Source organism: Corallococcus sp. AS-1-6 (genome assembly GCF_020037015.1).
Lineage (GTDB): Bacteria > Myxococcota > Myxococcia > Myxococcales > Myxococcaceae > Corallococcus.
This window is the reverse complement of record NZ_JAIQDE010000028.1, coordinates 82,811-100,705: the sequence shown is the minus strand read 5'-3', so window position 1 is coordinate 100,705 and position 17,895 is coordinate 82,811. Positions and strand designations below refer to the sequence as shown.

The window sequence follows — 17,895 nt, the reverse complement described above, 5'->3', positions numbered from 1 at the left end:
TCAGCTCCGCGCGCCGAGCGGCCGCGCCGTCCGCGTCGCGTCCGTCGCCGGGTCCTGCCGCGTCCGGGCCTGCTCCTCCGGGGTCCGGGCCAGCACCGTCGCCGCCTCCGGGTGGCGCACGAGCAGCAGCGAGGCGGGCGCGTCGCGGACGATGCGCTCGCGCTGCACGCCGAACCACCGGTCTTCCAGGCCCCATTCGGTCCCCAGGCCCACCACCACGAGGTCGTAACCCGCCTTCGCCTCCTCCAGCGCCGCCTCCTCCGGAGACGCGTGGCGCACCACCTTGAGCTTCACGGAGGCGCCCTCGTCCGAGGGGAACAGCTCCTCCACCTGCGCGCGGCCCGCGCCCGCGCCCGCGTCCGGGCCCCTGGGAGACGTCACGTGCAGCACCGTCACCTCCGCGCCGGCCTGCTTCACCAGCCGCCGCGCCAGCCCCAGCGCCGCCCGGTCATGCGGGCTGCCCACGAAGGGCACCAGCACCCGGCGCACCTGCGACAGGCCCCGGTCCACCAGCACCGCCACCGTGCCGCCCGCCTCCTGCATCACCTCATGCACCGTGCCGCCCAGCACCGTCTGGCTGAACAGCGGCTTGTGCCAGCCCAGCAGCACCAGGTCCGCGCGCTTCGCCTGCGCCGTGCGGCAGATGTCCCGCGCGGGCTCCGACGACACGAACGACAGCGTGCGCACGGACAGCCCCAGCTTCTCCGCGCGGCCCACCAGGGGCGCCAGCGCGCCGCCGGACGCGGCGGACGGGTCCAGCGCCTCGTCCGCGCGGGCCTTGAGCGCGCGGTCCGGGGACAGCAGGTGCAGCGCGTAGAGGTTCGCCTCGTTGCGCTCGCCCGACAGCGCGCGCGACAGCACCGCCATGCCCGGGCCGGCCTGCCCGTGCGACACGCACAGCAGCACCGTGTACGCGGAGGCCGGCAGCGGCGGCTCCGACACCTGCATCAGCTTTTCGCGCGCCTGCTCCTCCGGCGAATACAGCAGGCGCAGGAACGGCGTGGTCATGAAGGTCGTGACCAGCGCCATGATGACCATCATCGTGAAGAGCGTGGGCGAGATGACGCCCAGGTCCAGGCCCAGGTTGAGCACGATGAGCTCCATCAGGCCGCGCGTGTTCATCAGGATGCCGATGGCGCCCGCCTCCCGCCACCGCAGGCCGGTGAGGCGCGCGGCCACCGCGCTGCCGCCGAACTTGCCCAGGCACGCCAGGACGATGATGGCGCCGCACGTGAGCCACGCCTCCGGCGTGTCCAGGAGGCCCACCTGCGTGCGCAGGCCGCTGAAGGCGAAGAACACGGGCAACAGCAGCACCACGGCCACGTCCTCCAGCTTCTCCGCCAGCGCCGCCGCCAGCCCGCCCTCCTTGGGAATCACCGCGCCGAACATGAAGGCGCCGAAGAGCGAGTGGATGCCGATGTATTCCGTGGTCCACGCGGAGCCGAGCAGCAGCACCAGCGTGATGGCCACCACGTTCTGGGTGAGCCCCTCGCGGTTGGCCACGCGCGCGCCCAGCCGGGCGAGGAACGGCTTCACCAGCAGCAGCATGAAGGCGATGTAGAGCAGCGCGAACACCGTGGTGAGCCCCGCCTGCGCCAGGTCCGACGCGCGCACCAGCGACACCACGAACGCCAGGATGCACCACGCCGTCACGTCATCCACCGCCGCGCACGCGATGGCGATGGCGCCCAGCTTCGACTGCATCAGCCCGCGCTCCGTGAGGATGCGCGCCAGCACCGGGAAGGCCGTGATGCTCATGGACACGCCCATGAACAGCACGAACGAGGAGAACGGCACGTCCGGGCTGGACAGCGACTTGTAGAGCCACAGCGCGCCAGCCACCGCGCCCAGGGCGAACGGGACGACGATGCTGGAGTGGCTGATGGCCACCGACGCGTGGCCCCGCCCCTTCAACAGCTTGGGGTCCAGCTCCAGGCCGATGAGGAACATGAAGAGCACCAGGCCGACCTCGGCCAGCATCTTCAGGAACGGCATGGACTCCGGCGGGAACAGCCAGCGCATGGCGTCCGGCGCCAGCCAGCCCAGCAGCGACGGGCCCAACGCGATGCCCGCCACCACCTCCGCGATGACCAGGGGCTGCCCCAGCCAGCGCGCGCCCCGGCCAATCAGCCGGGACACCGAGATGATGACGATGAGTTGGACCAGGAGCTGGGCGAGCATGTGGGGATTCATCGGACAGGCCTCGCTGGAGAAGTGTTAAGGATGCACTTACCAAGGCATCTCGCGCAGCGTCAACCCGGCCGGGGACGGCCGCCCGCGTGGGCGACACAACGCGTCAGGGCGCTTCGGGGGCCTTGTTGGCCGCCACGGACCTGAGGAGCGTCTCCACGTCCACCGGCTTGCGCAGGTAGCCGCAGGCGCCCATCTCCTCGGCGACCTGGCGCGCGTTGGCGGAGGCGGAGAAGACGAGCACGGGGATGTCCCGCCACGCCTCCACCTGGCGCATCTGCCGGCCGAAGGTGGCGCCGTCCATCACCGGCATCATCATGTCCAGCAGGACCAGGGACGGCAGCACCGGCTCCCGGCGGAGGACCTCCAGCGCCTGCAGGCCGTTGCCCGCGCCGAACACGATGTAGCCCGCGTCGCGCAGCACCTCCTCCAGCGCCTCCCGCAGGTCCGTGTCGTCATCCACCACCAACACCGGGCGACTCACTCGCGAGACTCCTTCTCCAACGGCAGCTCCAGCGTGAAGCGCGCGCCCTCTCCCGTGGCGGGCTCCGCCCAGGCCCGGCCGCCGTGCGCCTCCGCGGCGCGGCGGGCCAGGTAGAGCCCCAGGCCCAGGCCCCCGTACGAATGCGAGCTGACCGCGCGGCCGAAGCGCTCGAAGATGCGCTCCACCTGGTCCACGGGCACGCCGATGCCCCGGTCGCGCACCTGGATGCGCGCGAAGCCGCCTTCCCGCCCCACGTCCACCTCCACCGGCCGCCCCGGACCGAACTTGAGCGCGTTGGATATCAACGCCGCCACCGCCTGGTCCACCCGGAGCCGGTCCCACGTCCCCCAGAGCCCGCGCCGGGGGGACTGGCGCAGCTCGCACCCGGCCGCGCGGGCCTCCGCCTGGTAGCGCTCCAGCACCTCCGCGACCAGCTCCTCCACGTCGAAGCGCTCGGGCATGAGGGACAGCTCGCCGCTGGACAACTGCGACACGTCCAGCAGCCCCTCCACCAGCGTGCCCAGCCGGCGCACCTGGCGCACGCTGCGCTCCAGGCGCGTCACCACCTCCGGCTCCAGCTTGTGCGCCTCCGAGCGCTGCAACAGCGTGCCCAGTTGCAGCCGCAGCGTGGTGAGCGGCGTGCGCAGCTCGTGCGCGGCCACGGTGAGGAACTCGTCGCGCAGGCGCACCGCCTCACGCGCCTCCTGGAAGAGCCGCGCGTTCTCCAGCACCAGCCCCGTCCTGCGCGCCAGCTCCTGCGCCAGCGCCAGGTCCACCGGCGCCAGCGTGCGCTCGCCCAGCGTGCCCATGGACAGCACCCCCAGCCGGCCCTCGTTGCCGGGCAGGGGCACGTTCACCACCGAGCGCAGCCCCAGCCCCTCGATGGCGCGCTGGTGCGCCGCGTCCTTCGTGATGGGCACCGGGCGCTGGCGCACGTCCGGCATGAACTCCGGCTGGCCGGTGCGCAGCACGTGCGAGGGCCCCGCGGCGGCCAGGGGGTCCAGCGGGAAGCGCTGGTCCAGCTTCCAGGCGTGGGCGCGCCGCTCCGCGTCCGGGTGCGCCAGCGCCACCAGCCGCAGGCCGCCCTGGTCCGGGTCCTGGAGGAAGAAGGCGCACCAGTCCGCCACCCGGGGCACCAGCAGTTGCACCAGTTGGTCCAGCCGCGCCGCCTGCTCCAGGGACGCGGTGAGCAGCTCGCTGGCCCGGGCCAGGATGTCCCGGTCCACCTCCGCCCGCGCGCGCTCGCGCCGCACGCGCGTCTCCTCCAGCTCGCGCGCCACCGCCGGCCCCAGCCGGGCCAGCCGGTCCTTGGAGAAGCAGTCGCGCGCGCCCGCCTTCATCAGCGTGACGGCCTGGTCCTCGCTCAACTGGCTGGACAGCACGATGAGGGGCACGTCCCGCCCCTGCGCGTGCAGCAGCGCCAGCACGTCCAGCGCGTTGAAGCGCGGCAGCCGGTAGTCACACAGCACCAGGTCCCACGGACCGCCGGTGGCCAGCGCGTCCCGCAGCGCCTCCAGCGTCTCCACGCGCCGGGCCGTGGGCTGGTAGCCCGCCTGCACCAGCTCCGCCGTCACCAGCGCCGCGTCGTTGACGCTGTCCTCCACCAGCAACAGCCGGAAGGGCGTCATGCCCGGGCCCCGCCCGTCAGCCCCGGGGCCGGACAACGCCCCTGCGGCCGGGAGCCTCGTGCTGCATCCATTCGCGTTGCTCCTCCCGTCGGGTGTGGGCCTCGTTCAGCACATGCTAGTGGCCCTCCCTGTCACGCCAGCGGGAGAAATGGCGGACGTTCAGCACCGAGCGCTGGCTGGTGAACGTCCCGCGCCGGCGCCCGGTGCTCCCGGGCGCGGCAACCCTGGATTACCAGGAAACGTCGTACTCGGTATCCAGCAGGGACACCTGGCGCCCGTGCACCTGGACGTCCTGGGCGCCCACGGCCTCCAGGGCGGCCTGGAGCACGCCCTCGTGGTACGGCGCGGGCATGAAGTCCCGGCGCATCACGAAGCGGGCGCTGTGGTCGCCCGTCCAGAGGACGCTGCGCTCGCCGTAGCTCACCGCGACGCGGTAGTTCTCGATCATGTGGTGAAGCATCTTCCGGGGGTTGCGCCCGGCCGCCTGCATCAGGTCCCGGCCGAACATGGAGGCCAGGAAGTCCACCGTGGCCTGCGTCCCGATGTACCGCAGCGCCTGCTCCCAGTCGCCCAACTGCGGGCGCAACAGCCGCGTCGCCTCCGCGGACATCTCCAGGAAGCGCGTCACCGGGTACAGCTCCGCGGCGTTCAGCTCCTTCAGGCCGGACGCCGCCAGGCACTTCGCCCCGGCCTCTTCCCCCTGGAGGAACTTCACCACCCCCACCACGCCCTGGAAGAACATCCCGCGCGCCCCGTCCTCCGGGGTCGCGGCCAGGCACCGCTCCGTCAGGTGCCACGCCGCGTACTGCTCCGCCCAGCCCGCCGCCCTCGTCGAACCTTCCACCGGTCCGCGATCCATACCGACCTCCACTTCCACCTCAGGCGCTGGAATCGGCCCCCCCGTTTCGTGGGTCCATCCGCCAGCGCAGCCCTTCCCCCTCACAGGTGCCGGGGCCCACGCCCCGCTCACACCGTGCAGCCAATTCACACAATTTCACCAGAACGGCAAGAAATACCCGTAAGCCCGGAAGTACCTGCCATTATCTGGCAGCTTACACAAACCTAATGGGGGCGCGGTCGGAGTTTCTTGTCCTCCAAGAAAAGAGTGAGGGGCGGGCTCCACACTCCGGGTCCTACCCGGAGAGGGCTGACTGTGCGGCCGCGACGGCGTTGCCGGCGGCGGCGGCGCGGTGGCCGGCGGCGTGGAGGGCGCGCTCGATGGCGCCCACGGTGACGAGCACGTCCCCGGGGCTGACGCGGTTCATGTGGCCCACGCGGAAGTAGCGCGTCTTGATTTCAGGGTGGAGGCCGCCGGCGATGGCCACCCCCTGCGCCTTCACGCGGCCCACGAGCGAGGCGTCCACGCCGTCCGGGTAGTACACGGCGCTCAGCGTGTTGGCGGCCACGGCCTCGGAGGTGGGGACGGGCCGCAGGCCCAGCGCGCCCCAGGCGGCGCGGAAGGCGCGGGCCATGCGGCGGTGGCGCTCGAAGCGGGCCTCCATGCCCTCGGCCAGAATCTGTCCCAGGCTGACGTCCAGCGCGCGCACCAGGGACGTGGGCGGGGTGGCGAAGTAGGCGGGCTTGCCGGCTTCGTAGGCCTCCATCACCGGGAGCCACTCGGCCCAGTCCGCGTACACGCTGGCGACGGGCGCCTTGCGCGCCTTCCACGCGGCGATGGCGCGGGGGCTCACCGTGAGGAGCGCCAGGCCCGGCGGCACGCCCACCGCCTTCTGGCTGGCGGTGAGGTACACGTCCGCGCCCCACGCGTCCTGGTGGAAGGCCTCGCCGGCGGTGGCGCACACGCCGTCCACCACGGCCAGCACGCCGGCCTGGCGCGCGGCCTTCACCAGCGGCTCCACGGGCGCGAGCACCGCGGTGGAGGTGTCCACGTGGGTGACGGTCATCAGCTTGAAGCCGCCGCCGCGCAGCTCCGCCTCCACCTGGGCCACGTCCGGGGCGCCGCCCACGCTGGCCGCGCGCACGTGCGTCACCTTCGCGCCGTGGCGCTCCAGGATGTGGGCCATGCGGTCGCTGAAGTAGCCGGTGTTCACCACCAGGGCGCGGTCGCCGGGCTCGACGAGGTTGGCCACGGCGAGCTCCATGGCCAGGGTGCCGCTGCCGGAGACGACGAAGGGCTGGGCGCCCGGCGCGAGCGACACCTCGCGCAGGCGCTGGAGGGCCCGGCCGAAGGTGGCGATGAAGCCCGCGTCCAGGTGCCCGGGCACCGGCCCGGACAGGGCCTGCAACACGTCCGCGTCCACGTCCACCGGCCCGGGAATCATCAACAGGTCTCTCACGGCGCCACTCCTCCTGAAGGCCCCCTCCGGACAGACGGAGGGCGGTCCCCCACTGTGGCCAGCGCGGGCCCGGCTTGTCCACGCTGGAAAAGGAAGACGCCGGAGCCCCCTGCGGCGGGGACTCCGGCGTCTGGAACGTCAGGAAGCGAAGCCGAGGACTAGCGGTACGTCGCGGTCACGCTGTCCGCGCGGGCCACCTGGCCGGCGGTGAACGTGTTCATGCAGTTGTCGTCGGTGTAGTCCATGAAGTTGTAGATGGGGTCCGCGCCGCCACCGGAGCAGGTGTCACGGCCGGCGGGGCAGCCGTACGCGGGCGAGGCCTCCGGCGGCGTGTCGCTGACGGAGTCGCCCGGGTTGTTACAACCGCCCTGGAACGTGTGGTACAGGCCCAGCCAGTGGCCGACCTCGTGCGTGCCCGTGTCACCCTCGTTGTAGGGGGACGCCGTGCCGCCGGGGACGCTGCTGTAGAGGATGACCACGCCGTCCATCTTCGGCTGGCTGGTGTAGCTGGAGGGGAAGGTCGCCCAGCCCAGCAGGCCGCCGGACAGGTTCGCCGAGTAGATGTTCAGCGTCTCCGGGCCGCCCTTGCGCAGCGCGGACTTCATCTTCTTCTCCGCCGCCGAGCCGCTGCGCAGGTTGTACCAGGTGCTGTTCGTGGTGCGGTCCGTGCCGGCCAGCGTGAACTTGAACGGCGTGCCCGCGTACGCCGCGTTCAGCACGTTCATCTGCGCGGTGATCTGCGAGTCCGGGATGTCGCCGTTGGCGATGCCCGTGCCCTGGCGGATGACGTGGAAGTACACGGGCACGTTCACGGAGCCCACCGCGCGCTTGGCGCTGACGCCGCGGGCCGCGATCGCCGCGTCGACCTCGAGCTTCTCATCGGCGGTCAGCTCGACCGTCGCGCAGCCACGGTGAGGGACGGCCTGCGTGGTGGTCTCCTCCGTGGGAGCGGGGGTCTGCTCCTCGGGGGCCGGGGCGTTGCTGCTGCAGCCCGCCAGGGACATCAGGGTGCCAACGACCACCGCGATACGACCGCTGCGCTGCGCGACGTGACGAAGCATGTGTCTCCCAACTCCTCAAATAAGGGGTGAAACATTGATACGCGGTCGAAGTAGCCAAAGTCAAATGACGCGCGAAAATTGAACTCCTGGTAAAAACCTGGAGACAGACCAAGCGTCACAGGGCCGGGAGACGGCCTGTCCGTGAATGCGCCTGGAAATGGAAAATGCCGGAGCCCCCTGGACGGGGACCCCGGCATCCGGACATCGGCCACAGGCCTGCGTGATTTTTCTAGCGGTACGTGGCGGTGAGGCTGTCCGCGCGGGCGCTCTGGCCCGCGGTGAACTGGTTCATGCAGCTATCGTCGGTGTAGTCCATGAAGTTGTAGATGGGGTCCGCGCCGCCACCGGAGCAGGTGTCACGGCCGGCGGGGCAGCCGTACGCGGGCGAGGCCTCCGGCGGCGTGTCGCTGACGGAGTCACCCGGGCTGGCGCAGCCGCCCTGGAACGTGTGGTACAGGCCCACCCAGTGACCCACCTCGTGCGTGCCCGTGTCGCCCAGGTTGTAGGGGGACGCGGTGCCGCCGGGGACGCTGCTGTAGAGCATGACCACGCCGTCCATCTTCGGCTGGCTGGTGTAGCTGGAGGGGAAGGTCGCCCAGCCCAGCAGGCCACCGCTGAGGTTCGCGGTGTAGATGTTCAGCGACTCCTTGCCGCCCTTGCGCAGGGCGTTCTTCATGTTCTTCTCGTTGGTGCTGCCCTGCGACAGGGCGAACCAGGACGAGTTGGTCGTGCGGTCCGTGCCGGCCAGCGTGAACTTGAACGGCGTGTTCGCGTACGCCGCGTTCAGCACGTTCATCTGCGCGGTGATCTGCGAGTCCGGGATGTCGCCGTTGGCGATGCCCGTGCCCTTGTTGATGACGTGGAAGTACACGGGCACGTTCACGGAGCCCACGGCGCGCTTGGCCTGCACGCGGCCCGCGATCGCCGCTTCGATCTCCAGCTTCTCATCGGCGGACGGCTCGATGGTCGCGCAGCCGCGGTGCGGGATGGCCTGCGTGGTGGTCTCCTCCGTGGGAGCGGGGGTCTGCTCCTCGGGGGCCGGGGCGTTGCTGCTACAGCCCGCCAGGGACATCAGGGTGCCAAGGACCACCGCGACACGGCCACTGCGCTGCGCGACGTGACGAAGCATTGTTCCCAACTCCTAGAAAAGTAGGGGGGAACGGGAATACGCTTTTATCGACTTGAGAGTCAATACACGGACAGACTTGGAAACAAAGCAAATCCTTACGAACTCGTACGATGTCTCACCGCGTGAAGCCTCCGGGTGTCATCTTCACCCGGAAGGCGTTTCGCACCCCGCCAATCCCTGACGCGGCCGGCTGGCTCAGGGCGTCGAGGCGGGGGCCGGGGCGGGCGTGAGCGGGGTGGGCGCCGTCTGCGGGGCGCCCACCTGCTCCAGGGACTCGCGGTTGCTGACGGAGAAGCGCACCAGGGCGCGCAGGATGCGGTTGCGCTTCACGTTGCCCAGCACCTCGCGCAGGTCGTCGTAGACGGTGGGGTCGTTGACGAGCGCGCCCAGGGTGCCGTCGCCCCTGGCCACGGTGGCGGTGATGGTCTTGATGTCCGCGGCGGCGCTGCCCAGGTCCGCGAACATGCCCTTGGCGTCGCCGTAGACGAGCTGGTGCACGGCGCCGTTGGGGCTCTTCTTCGCGTCCTCCAGCAGGCCCGCGAGCTGGCCGGCGGCCTCGCCCAATTCCCGCAGGGCCACCGCGCCGTCCTGGCCGTAGATGAGCGCGTGCGCGGTGCCGTCGCCGCGGCGCACCTCGCCCAGGATGGCCTCCACGTGGCCCAGGGCCCCGTCCATGCGCTTCGCGGCGCCGGACGCGTTGGTGAGCAGCGTGCTCACCTCCCGGCCCATGCGCGGGTCGTAGATGAGCGCGTGCAGGGTGCCGTTGCCCTTCTCCACCTCCTCCATGATGGCGCGCAGCGACGCGACGCTCTTGGCCAGGTCCCGCGTCAGGTCCGGGTTCGCGTAGGCCTTCACGGCGTCCTTGAGGGACTCGCTGATTTCAACGGAGTTGTCCATGACGCGGCTGGCGCTGCTCATCAGCTTGGACAGGTCCCCGCCGCTGCTGGACTGGATGACGCCGCCGGGCTCCACGGCGGGCTGGTCCGCGCTGCCCAGGGAGATGTCCACCGCCTTGTCGCCCAGCACGCCCATGCTGGTGAGCTTGGCCACGGAGTCCTTGCGGACGCGGTTGGCGTAGGTGCTGGCCACCTGGAGCTCCACCTGCAGGCGGCTGTCCCTCAGGTCCTGGGAGAAGGCCACGCTGTTCACGCGGCCCACCTTCAGGCCGCCAATCCACACGGGGGACTGGTCGCTCAGGCCGTCCACGCTGCTGAAGTAGGCGTGGAAGACGACCTGGCGTTGGAAGAGATTGGACTCGCGGCCGATGAAGAAGACGACGACGCCGGCCACGGCGAGGCCAACGGCGACGAAGAGGCCGGCCCTCACGGCCAGGCGCTTCTCCTTCGAGGTCGACGTGAAGAGACTCATGGTGTTCCCCGGGGGTTCAGCTCCAGGCGGCGCGCGTCGATGAAGGCGCGCACCTCCGGCACCTGGGAGCGGCGCATCTCCTCCGGGGTGCCCACCTGGACGATCTTCCGGTTGGCCAGCATGGCCATCCGGTCCGCCAGCACGAAGGCGCTCACCATGTCGTGCGTGACGACAATGGACGTGGCGCCCAGGCGCTGCTTCATCGAATCAATCAGCTCGTTGATGGTCTGCGTGGTGACGGGGTCCAGGCCCGTCGTGGGCTCGTCCCAGAGGATGACCTCCGGCTCCGTGGCGATGGCGCGCGCCAGGCCCACGCGCTTGCGCATGCCGCCGGACAGGTCCGACGGCATCAGCTTCTCCGTGTTCGGCAGGTCCACCAGCTCCAGCTTCTCCGCCACGCGCTTTTGAATCTCCGCGCGGGACATGGTGGGGAAGTGTTCGCGCAACGGGTACGCCACGTTGTCCGCCACGCTGAGCGAGTCGAACAGCGCCGCGCCCTGGAACACCATGGCCACGTGCTTGCGGACCTCCAGGAACTGCTCCTCGGAGAACTTCGCCAGGTCGTAGCCTTCGAAGAGGATGCTGCCGCCGTCCGGGTGCAGGAGGCCGATGAGGCACTTGAGCAGCACGCTCTTGCCCACGCCGGAGCCGCCCAGCACCACCAGCGTCTCCCCGGCGCGCACGTCCAGGTCCACGCCGTCGTAGATGCGCTTGGGGCCGAACTGCTTCATGAGCCCGTCGAACCGGATGAGCTCCTCGCCCGGCGTGGGCTTGCGGAAGCGGAACGGGACGGCGGGGTCGCGGTGGTGGTGGTGGCGGGCCTTGCGCATGGTGCGGGAGGCTTCAGAAGTAGAGCGTGATTTTCGTGATGAAGAAGTCCGCCAGGCACACGGTGACGGAGGTGATGGCCACCGTCTGCGTGGTGGCGCGGCCCACGCCCTCCGTGCCGCCCTCCACCGCCAGCCCCTTGAAGCACCCCACCAGGCCGATGATGAGCCCGAACACGGCGCCCTTGATGACGCCGGAGACGAAGTCGCCCATCAGCACGGCGTCCAGCGCGCCCTGGAAGAACTGGTCCAGGGAGATGCCGTACTGGGACTTCACCACCAGCGCGCCGCCCACCAGGCCCACCACGTCCGAGAACACGGTGAGCACCGGCAGCACGAGGAGGCACGCGAACACGCGCGGCACCACCAGCTTGCGCAAGGGGTCCGCGCCCAGCGCGCGGATGGCGTCCACCTGCTCCGTCACGGTCATGGAGCCCAGCTCCGCGGCGATGCCGGACCCGATGCGCGCGCCCACGGTGAGGGCGGTGAGCACGGGGGCCAGCTCCCGGAACAGCGTGAGGATGACCACGCGGCCCACGGTGTACTGCACGCCGAAGCGGGCGAGGAAGTAGCCGAACTGCAGGGAGATGACGAGCCCCGCGAACGTCGCGGTGAGCAGCGCGATGGGCAGCGAGCGCACGCCCAGCGACTCCGTGTGGAAGATGAGCCCGGCCAGGTCGTAGGGAGGGCGCACGGCGCGGCTGAACACCTGGCCCGTCATGACGGACAGCGCGCCCAGGGACTCCATGCGCTCGCGCAGGCGCTCCTTGAGCTTGGGGCCGCCGGCGAAGAGCTTCGCCTCGGGCATCATCGCTGGCGCTCCGCGTGGAAGCCCTGGAAGAGGCTCTCGAAGTCCGCCATGCGCGCGTCGGCGGTGCCCACGGGGGCGACGTAGCTGAAGTCGAAGACGCAGTTGTCCTTCTTCACCACCACGAGCTCCAGGGAGACGGGCACGCCGTCGAGCTTCGCGACGTAGCGGCTCCGGAGCGCCTCGCGGCCGTCCAGGGTGAAGGAGCGCTGGCCCAGGTCCTGGCGCTCGGTGAAGCCCATGAGCAGGTGCTTCGTGAGGACCTGGAGGGACGGGTCGTCATGGTCCCGGCAGGTGGCGTTGGTGGCGATGACGCGGCCGGTGTCGCCGCGCTCCACGAAGGCGAGGTCGTTGTCGGCGAAGCCGCGGCGCTCCCAGACGTCGTTGGACAGCGGGCCGACGCGGTACTTCACGTCGGACTTCTGGAGCACCGAGTCCTCGAACGTCGCGCGGTGACACCCCGCGAGGAGGGCGGACAGCACGAGCGTCAGCAGCAAGCGCGACATGGCACCATTTCGTTCGTCCCGGGTCCGCCCGGTGGGACGGCGGGCATGGTCATGGTGCACGCCCGCCGGGTCCGCAAGCACTTCGTCGGAGCGAACGTCGACTCACGGACGCGCGCCCGCCGAGGGCCCGCCGCCCTGAACGGGCTCCGGACGGAAGGCAGAGGCGGGGTGCCCCCGGCCTCGCGGAGGGCGCATGTTCAGCCGGGAGCCGGGGGGATTCTCAGGAGGAGGATTCGATGGACGGCGGACTGGCGATATTCGGATTCGGGTTGTTCATGCTGTCGATTGCCTCCCTGTACGCGCGCACGGCGTACTGGCTGGCATGGCCGCTGCTGGCCATCTCCATGCTGGCCATGGGAATGGCGTTCAGCGAGTCGAAGCGCCTGCGGGACCTGTCGCTGGGGATCGCCGCGGTGCTGGGGGTGTTGTTCATCGCCGCGCTGGCCGTGGGCACCGTGTGGTGGCTGACGCTGGCGGTGTTCCTGTTCGCGGTGGCGTTCGGGCTGCTCTGGGCGGAGTTCCGCTTCGAGTACTTCGGGCACGTGACGCGGCAGGAGTTGCCACAGCACACGCATCGGCGGTCGGTGCACTGGCCCTGGCACCGGCGGCGGGTGCACTAGGGTTGTGACGGGGACTCGGTGGCCACCTGTCCCGCGTGGACGGTGAGCCAGAGGGTGTCACTGGCGGCGGCGGCCCGGACGAGCCCCGCGTCGGTGGTGGTGAGGAAGACCTGCGCGCCGCTCCGGGCGAGGTAGCCCATGAGATAGGCATTGCGCTCGGGGTCCAGCTCGCTGGAGACGTCATCCAGGAGCAGCAGGGGGAGGAAGCCCATGGCCGCCTCCAGGTTTTCGATCTCCGCGATCTTCCAGCCGAGCACCAGGGCGCGCTGCTGGCCCTGGCTCGCGTAGGCGCGCGCGCTGCGTCCGCCGAGCGTCACGGACACGTCGTCCACGTGCGGGCCCACGGAGGTGAAGCCGCGGTCCAGGTCGCGGCGCAGGCGCGCGGAGAGGGCCTCGCGCAGGGCGGTGGCGAGGGCGGCCTCGTCGGCGTGGGCGAAGTCGGCGCCGAGGTGCGCGGGGTGGTAGCCGTAGACGGCGGGGTCGGCGGTGCGGCCGATGGACGCGAAGGTGGCCTGGGCGCGGGGCGCGAGCTCGGCCATCAGGGCGCGGCGGCGGGCGTAGAGGCGTGCGCCCGCGCGGGCGAGCGTCTCGTCGTAGGCGTCCAGGTACGCGGCGTCGACGGTGGCGCCCTCACGCAGCAGGCGGTTGCGGTTCTTGAGGGCGCGGGCGTACTCGCGGCTCTCCTTGAGGAAGGCGGGGAAGCGGTTGAAGACGGCGCGGTCGAGGAAGGCGCGGCGCGCGTCGGGGCCGCCCTTGATGACCTCCAGGTCATCGGGCGTGAAGGCGACGACGGAGACGCCGCCGAAGTAGTCCTCGAGGCTGGCGGCCTTCTTGCCGTCCACGAGGGCCTGGCGGGTGCCGCCGCCGACCTCGACGGAGATTTCGCGCTCGGCGCCCTTGAGGAGGAAGCGGCCGGTGACGCGAGCGGCCTGGGAGCCCCAGCGGACGAGTTCGGAGAGGCGGCCGGCGCGCAGGGGCTTGAGGGTGGCGAGGAAGTAGAGCGCCTCCAGGAGGTTGGTCTTCCCCTGCCCGTTCTGGCCCACGGCGATGGTCGAGTGGGGGCTGGGCGCGAGCTGCACCGCCGGGAGGTTGCGGAAGTCCTGGACCTGGAGCGAGAGGAGGCGCACAGCGTCACCGTGAAGGGGCCGACCTTCGTACTACAGATGCGGCGGCCGGCGGGGCGCGGGATTCAGCGGCTGACGCCTGGCTGGTGGGCGCGGGGGCGTCACGGACAGAGCCGTCGCCGCCAGCGGTCCAGGTAGTTCCCGATCCCGGCGTCCTCTCCTGACGTGTACATGAAGGGTTTCAGGAAGCAGGCCAGTGCGCGGTATTGGGGCGGAATGGGTTCCTGCTCGATGTCGATGGCCTGGGGCCATTCGCTCAGGGTGACCAGCAGGCGCTCCTGTTCCATGGGGAGGAGGGAGACCTCCGGGAACGGCAGTGCCTGCCGCAGCGCTTCGGTGCCTCCCATCCGCTCCAGCAGCGGCGGGCCCAGGAAGGTGAGCCAGTGCGCGCCCAGGGCGTGGAGCCCGATGACGGAACCGATCCTGGCGGTCGAGGACAGGTCCAAGCCTAGATAGCGCGCGAAGTATTCATCCAGGACCTGCCACTTTCCAGCGGACCAGGAGCCATCTGGCGGGACAAGGGCGAAGCTCGCGTAGCCGAAATGAAAGGGCAGTTCCCGAGCCAACTCCAACACCAGGGCACGCATCCGCTGGGGGCCCTGTTCCAGAAGGAACTCGGTCGGGAACGAGAAAGACATCGCGGTGCTGGACCCAATGCAGAGCGGGCGCACGATCCGGTTGCTGTGATACTCGAACTGGTACCCGCCAGTTCCTCCAGGAAGGTCGAACAACTCGACGTGCCAGGCCAGGCGGGAGGGCTGATCCACCATCCGCTTGCGAATGACTTCCCATCCGTCTTCATCCAGCTCCAGGACATCCCCATCGTCCGCGCCGTACCAGTTCAGCGACTGAGGCGGGAGAGTTCGAACGTAGGCCTGCAAGGCCCGCCAGCATGCCTGCGCCACGATGCTGTGGTCATGAGGCATGAAGAACGAGACCGAGACACCGTCGCGGGCCGCTAGCGCGCCGTCCCTGTGATGGCGACGAAGGGTGGGGAGGTTCGCGCTCATGGCCGGGTCACCACTCCACGGCGAGGAGAAACGAGCAGGGCCCTCCCACCCAGCGCATCCTCGTAGACCTCTCCTTGCGTTTGTCCCTTGTAGGGACTGCCATCCCCATAGGGTGACCACCGAGGTGGGTTGTCCTCAGGGCAGGGGAACTTGAAGTCCAAGGTGAGCGCGGACTCGAGCAGATTGCGGTCCGCATGAAGCACAAGGTCCGGCTTGATGGTGCCCCGGAGTTCATCGGTGCAGCCCTCGGCAAGCATCCGCGCTTCTTTCTCCCGGCTGATGGTCTCCACGAATCGGGCATTCGGATAGTAGCGATAGCGCTGCTCGATGCTGTAGGGCGCGGCCCATAGCTCCTTGAGCACCTCCTCCGCGCACTGGAGGACCAGGACGTGCTTCTGCTTTCCGAGCTGCATGGCCCGCGTGATGGGGTTGCCGCAACGGTCGCGCCCCACCACCTCGCGGCACTCCTTCTGTGTCGGCGGACGGTTCTGGAAGAAACGCGCGTTGCCCTGGCGCTCGGCCTGGACGGCGCATTCCGCGAGCCGTTCTTCCAACTCATCCGCGGAGTGGTCCTGTTGCATCAAGCCGAGGATGACCGGGGCGGCCTGGACCAGGACGGAGGCCGTGGTGGCAGGGGCGCCCTGCTCCGCCACCACGGCCGCATAGCGCAGCCTCGCGGCTGTCTCCGTGTCCACGAAGCGCAGGTCCCCGTGCGAGGAGCGCCGTGCGCTTCCACCAGCGCAGGCCGTGAGCAACGCCACGGCCGCACACAGCTTCACCGTCGCGTTCATCACAGTGCCGCCGTCATTCGGCCGGCGTCTCCAGCCGCTTGAACGGCCCCGCGATGTTCAGCTTCGCCTTCCGGTTGCGGAACCACGCCACGAACAGGGCAACGCCGTAGCTGAGCGCCGACAGCGGCTGATCAACACCCATGGCCACCGGCATGACCGGAGCCAACCCCGCGGTCTTCACCGCCGCGACGAACGCCTGGGCCACCACATCCGGCGGCTCCACCTGCGAGGAGCCCAGCGAGTGCGACGCCGCATGGAAGGCCTTGAAGTCCTCCCGCTCCTTCAACGCCTTGAACAGCTCCGGTGACAGCGACGCGGACACCGACAGGTACGTCAGCACCACCGCGAGCGCATGGTAGCCTCGCCCGCCGCGCGAGTCCGAGCCCATGAACACCGCCGTCCCCACCAACCACCCAGACAGGATGGCGCTGAAGCCGATGCGGATGCCCGTCAGCCCCACCCCACAGTAGATGAGCGCCCCCACGATGGCCGCGCCAAAGCCAGACATCGTCGCCGTCAGGAAGCGCGACGACTTCGAGCCGCCCTTCATCGCCTCCCCGAGTTCCTCGCGGCACGCGGGGCACAGCGGGCGCTGGTTCAGTTCGTAATAGACGCTCTGGATGGCGCACTCGCAGCCAGTGCACTTCGTCGCTGGAGGCGCTTCGGTGAGCCCGGCGCGGTCGGACGGGAGCGGCGCCGCGTCCGCGGACCGAGGAGGAACAGGCTGGGTCATGGGCAGGATGTCGGCCGGGAATGCAATCAGCCCTGCCAACCTAACAGAAGCCTCGCACCGTCCCCAAACCGGTGTCTGTCTTCAGCCGCCCTGCTTCAGCGCCGCGTGCCGCGCCGCCTGGACCAGCGCCACCAGGTCCCTGTTCTTCGCCACGTCTCCCCCGGCGGGCTTCGCGTGCTCCGGTGAGAACAGCCGCGCGGGCGTGCGCGCCTGGCCTCGCAGCATCACGAAGAGGCGCAGGGCGTCCCGCAGGGCCTCCGCCTCCGGCCCGTCCTCCGCGCGCGCCCTCAGCGCGGCCTGCTCCAGCCGCGACCACGCCACCTCTTCGCTCCACGCGCCCCGGGGCCGCTCGCGAGACAGGGCCGCCAGCGCCGCCGCCGTCTCCACCAGGCCCGCGCGCCCCTCCGTGAAGACGCTCCTCGCGGACAGCCGCAGCGCCGGGTCCTCCGACAGCGCGGCCCTCCAGGACAGCAGCGCGGGCAGCTCCGCCTCGCGCGGCACCACCGGCGCCAGCTCCGCCTCCAGCACCGCGCGCACCCGCACCCGCGCCACGTCGTGCCAGAAGGCCGCGTGCAACAACAGCTCCGGCCCGCTTCGCGCCACCCGCGTCGGCGCCCGGCGCATGCGCCGCTGGAGGAAGTCCTTCACCCGCCCCCGGCTGTCATACCGCTCCAGCCGCTCCCACAGCGCCACCAGCGCGGCGGCGCCCAGGGGCAGCGCCCGGGCCAGCTCCCGCGCCTCGTCGTCGGAGAAGGCCGGCGCCCCTTCCGTCACCGGGCGCTTGAACACCCGCTCGAACACCTCGCCCGCGGCGCACGCGGCGCGCAGCTCCGGCAGGTTGCGCGGCAACAGCTCCACCGCCTGGGCCCACACCCGGCCGCCCAGGAAGGGCGCCGCGTCCAGCACCTCCGCCTCCAGGCGCAGCAGCCGCGCTCCCAGCGTCGCGGGCCCTGCGTCCTCCGCGTCGGAAGCCGGTGAGGCGCTGGCGGACAGCCGCCGCTCCGCCGCGCGCTCCACCGCCTCGCGCAGGCGCTCCACCTCGTGCATCAACCGGACGGGGGCGGCGTCTCGCGGCCAGCCCTCCGCCTCCACGCGGCGGCGCATCGCGGCCAGCGTCGCGTCCACCTCCGGCTGGTCGGCGGCCACCTCGCGCAAGAGCTCGAAGTGGTTGCGGAGCCGGTCCTTCCAGAAGAAGGACTCCAGCACCCCCTTGAGCGCGCGGTAGCGCAGGCGCGTGGCCTCCAGGAGGTCCGCCCGGTCCTCCAGCCGCGCTCTCAGGTCGTCTGGACGGGTGGCCACGCCCTCATCATAAGGGCCCC

At 70.8% G+C, this 17,895-nt stretch carries 17 protein-coding genes; 1 reads left to right on the top strand and 16 read right to left on the bottom strand.

What is annotated here, in order from left to right; all coding sequences use genetic code 11:
- The 11 genes from K8612_RS30925 to K8612_RS30875 form a co-directional block, all read right to left on the bottom strand.
- Window positions 1–2,193, bottom strand: coding sequence for a cation:proton antiporter (locus K8612_RS30925; RefSeq protein ID WP_223764899.1), 2,193 nt, complete (start codon window positions 2,191–2,193; stop codon window positions 1–3).
- Between the two features lie 103 nt (window positions 2,194–2,296).
- A complete protein-coding gene (locus K8612_RS30920) occupies window positions 2,297–2,674 on the bottom strand; it encodes a response regulator (protein WP_223742593.1) in 378 nt (125 codons plus the stop codon).
- Window positions 2,671–4,302 (bottom strand): ATP-binding protein, encoded by a 1,632-nt coding sequence (locus tag K8612_RS30915; RefSeq protein WP_223764898.1) that lies wholly within the window; start codon window positions 4,300–4,302, stop codon window positions 2,671–2,673. The genes K8612_RS30920 and K8612_RS30915 overlap by 4 nt, the downstream gene beginning before the upstream one ends.
- Window positions 4,303–4,531: 229 nt before the next feature.
- Window positions 4,532–5,161 (bottom strand): DUF2378 family protein, encoded by a 630-nt coding sequence (locus tag K8612_RS30910; RefSeq protein WP_223764897.1) that lies wholly within the window; start codon window positions 5,159–5,161, stop codon window positions 4,532–4,534.
- 274 nt (window positions 5,162–5,435) lie between these two features.
- On the bottom strand, window positions 5,436–6,599 hold the full coding sequence (locus K8612_RS30905) for an alanine--glyoxylate aminotransferase family protein (protein WP_223764896.1): 1,164 nt from the start codon (window positions 6,597–6,599) through the stop codon (window positions 5,436–5,438).
- A gap of 158 nt (window positions 6,600–6,757) precedes the next feature.
- A complete protein-coding gene (locus K8612_RS30900) occupies window positions 6,758–7,660 on the bottom strand; it encodes a zinc metalloprotease (protein ID WP_223764895.1) in 903 nt (300 codons plus the stop codon).
- 229 nt (window positions 7,661–7,889) lie between these two features.
- Window positions 7,890–8,789, bottom strand: a complete 900-nt coding sequence (locus tag K8612_RS30895; RefSeq protein WP_223742511.1) for a zinc metalloprotease — start codon at window positions 8,787–8,789, stop codon at window positions 7,890–7,892.
- 195 nt (window positions 8,790–8,984) lie between these two features.
- Window positions 8,985–10,157, bottom strand: a complete 1,173-nt coding sequence (locus tag K8612_RS30890) for an MlaD family protein (RefSeq protein ID WP_223764894.1) — start codon at window positions 10,155–10,157, stop codon at window positions 8,985–8,987.
- Window positions 10,154–10,987, bottom strand: coding sequence for an ABC transporter ATP-binding protein (locus K8612_RS30885; protein ID WP_223742513.1), 834 nt, complete (start codon window positions 10,985–10,987; stop codon window positions 10,154–10,156). Before K8612_RS30885 ends, K8612_RS30890 begins: the two co-directional genes overlap by 4 nt.
- A gap of 13 nt (window positions 10,988–11,000) precedes the next feature.
- Window positions 11,001–11,795 (bottom strand): ABC transporter permease, encoded by a 795-nt coding sequence (locus tag K8612_RS30880; RefSeq protein WP_223742514.1) that lies wholly within the window; start codon window positions 11,793–11,795, stop codon window positions 11,001–11,003.
- Window positions 11,792–12,298 (bottom strand): hypothetical protein, encoded by a 507-nt coding sequence (locus tag K8612_RS30875; protein ID WP_223764893.1) that lies wholly within the window; start codon window positions 12,296–12,298, stop codon window positions 11,792–11,794. The genes K8612_RS30880 and K8612_RS30875 overlap by 4 nt, the downstream gene beginning before the upstream one ends.
- A 275-nt stretch (window positions 12,299–12,573) precedes the next feature.
- On the opposite strand from K8612_RS30875, the gene K8612_RS30870 reads away from it, so the two are divergent.
- On the top strand, window positions 12,574–12,918 hold the full coding sequence (locus K8612_RS30870; RefSeq protein WP_306799755.1) for a hypothetical protein: 345 nt from the start codon (window positions 12,574–12,576) through the stop codon (window positions 12,916–12,918).
- Here K8612_RS30870 and K8612_RS30865 read toward each other — a convergent pair.
- From K8612_RS30865 to K8612_RS30845, 5 genes are all read right to left on the bottom strand, one after another.
- Window positions 12,915–14,045, bottom strand: a complete 1,131-nt coding sequence (locus tag K8612_RS30865; RefSeq protein ID WP_223742517.1) for a DNA replication/repair protein RecF — start codon at window positions 14,043–14,045, stop codon at window positions 12,915–12,917. The two genes, K8612_RS30870 and K8612_RS30865, sit on opposite strands and share 4 nt — an antisense overlap.
- Before the next feature lie 98 nt (window positions 14,046–14,143).
- Window positions 14,144–15,052, bottom strand: coding sequence for a type VI immunity family protein (locus tag K8612_RS30860; protein WP_223764891.1), 909 nt, complete (start codon window positions 15,050–15,052; stop codon window positions 14,144–14,146).
- Entirely contained in the window at window positions 15,049–15,843 is a 795-nt protein-coding gene (locus tag K8612_RS30855; protein ID WP_223764890.1) for a hypothetical protein, read from the bottom strand. Before K8612_RS30855 ends, K8612_RS30860 begins: the two co-directional genes overlap by 4 nt.
- 13 nt (window positions 15,844–15,856) lie before the next feature.
- The gene (locus tag K8612_RS30850; protein WP_223764889.1) at window positions 15,857–16,576 is read right to left on the bottom strand and encodes a hypothetical protein; all 720 of its coding nucleotides are present in this window, start codon (window positions 16,574–16,576) and stop codon (window positions 15,857–15,859) included.
- 81 nt (window positions 16,577–16,657) lie between these two features.
- Window positions 16,658–17,875: a hypothetical protein gene (locus K8612_RS30845; RefSeq protein ID WP_223764888.1), complete on the bottom strand. Its 1,218-nt coding sequence runs from the start codon at window positions 17,873–17,875 to the stop codon at window positions 16,658–16,660.
- Window positions 17,876–17,895: the final 20 nt, after the last annotated feature.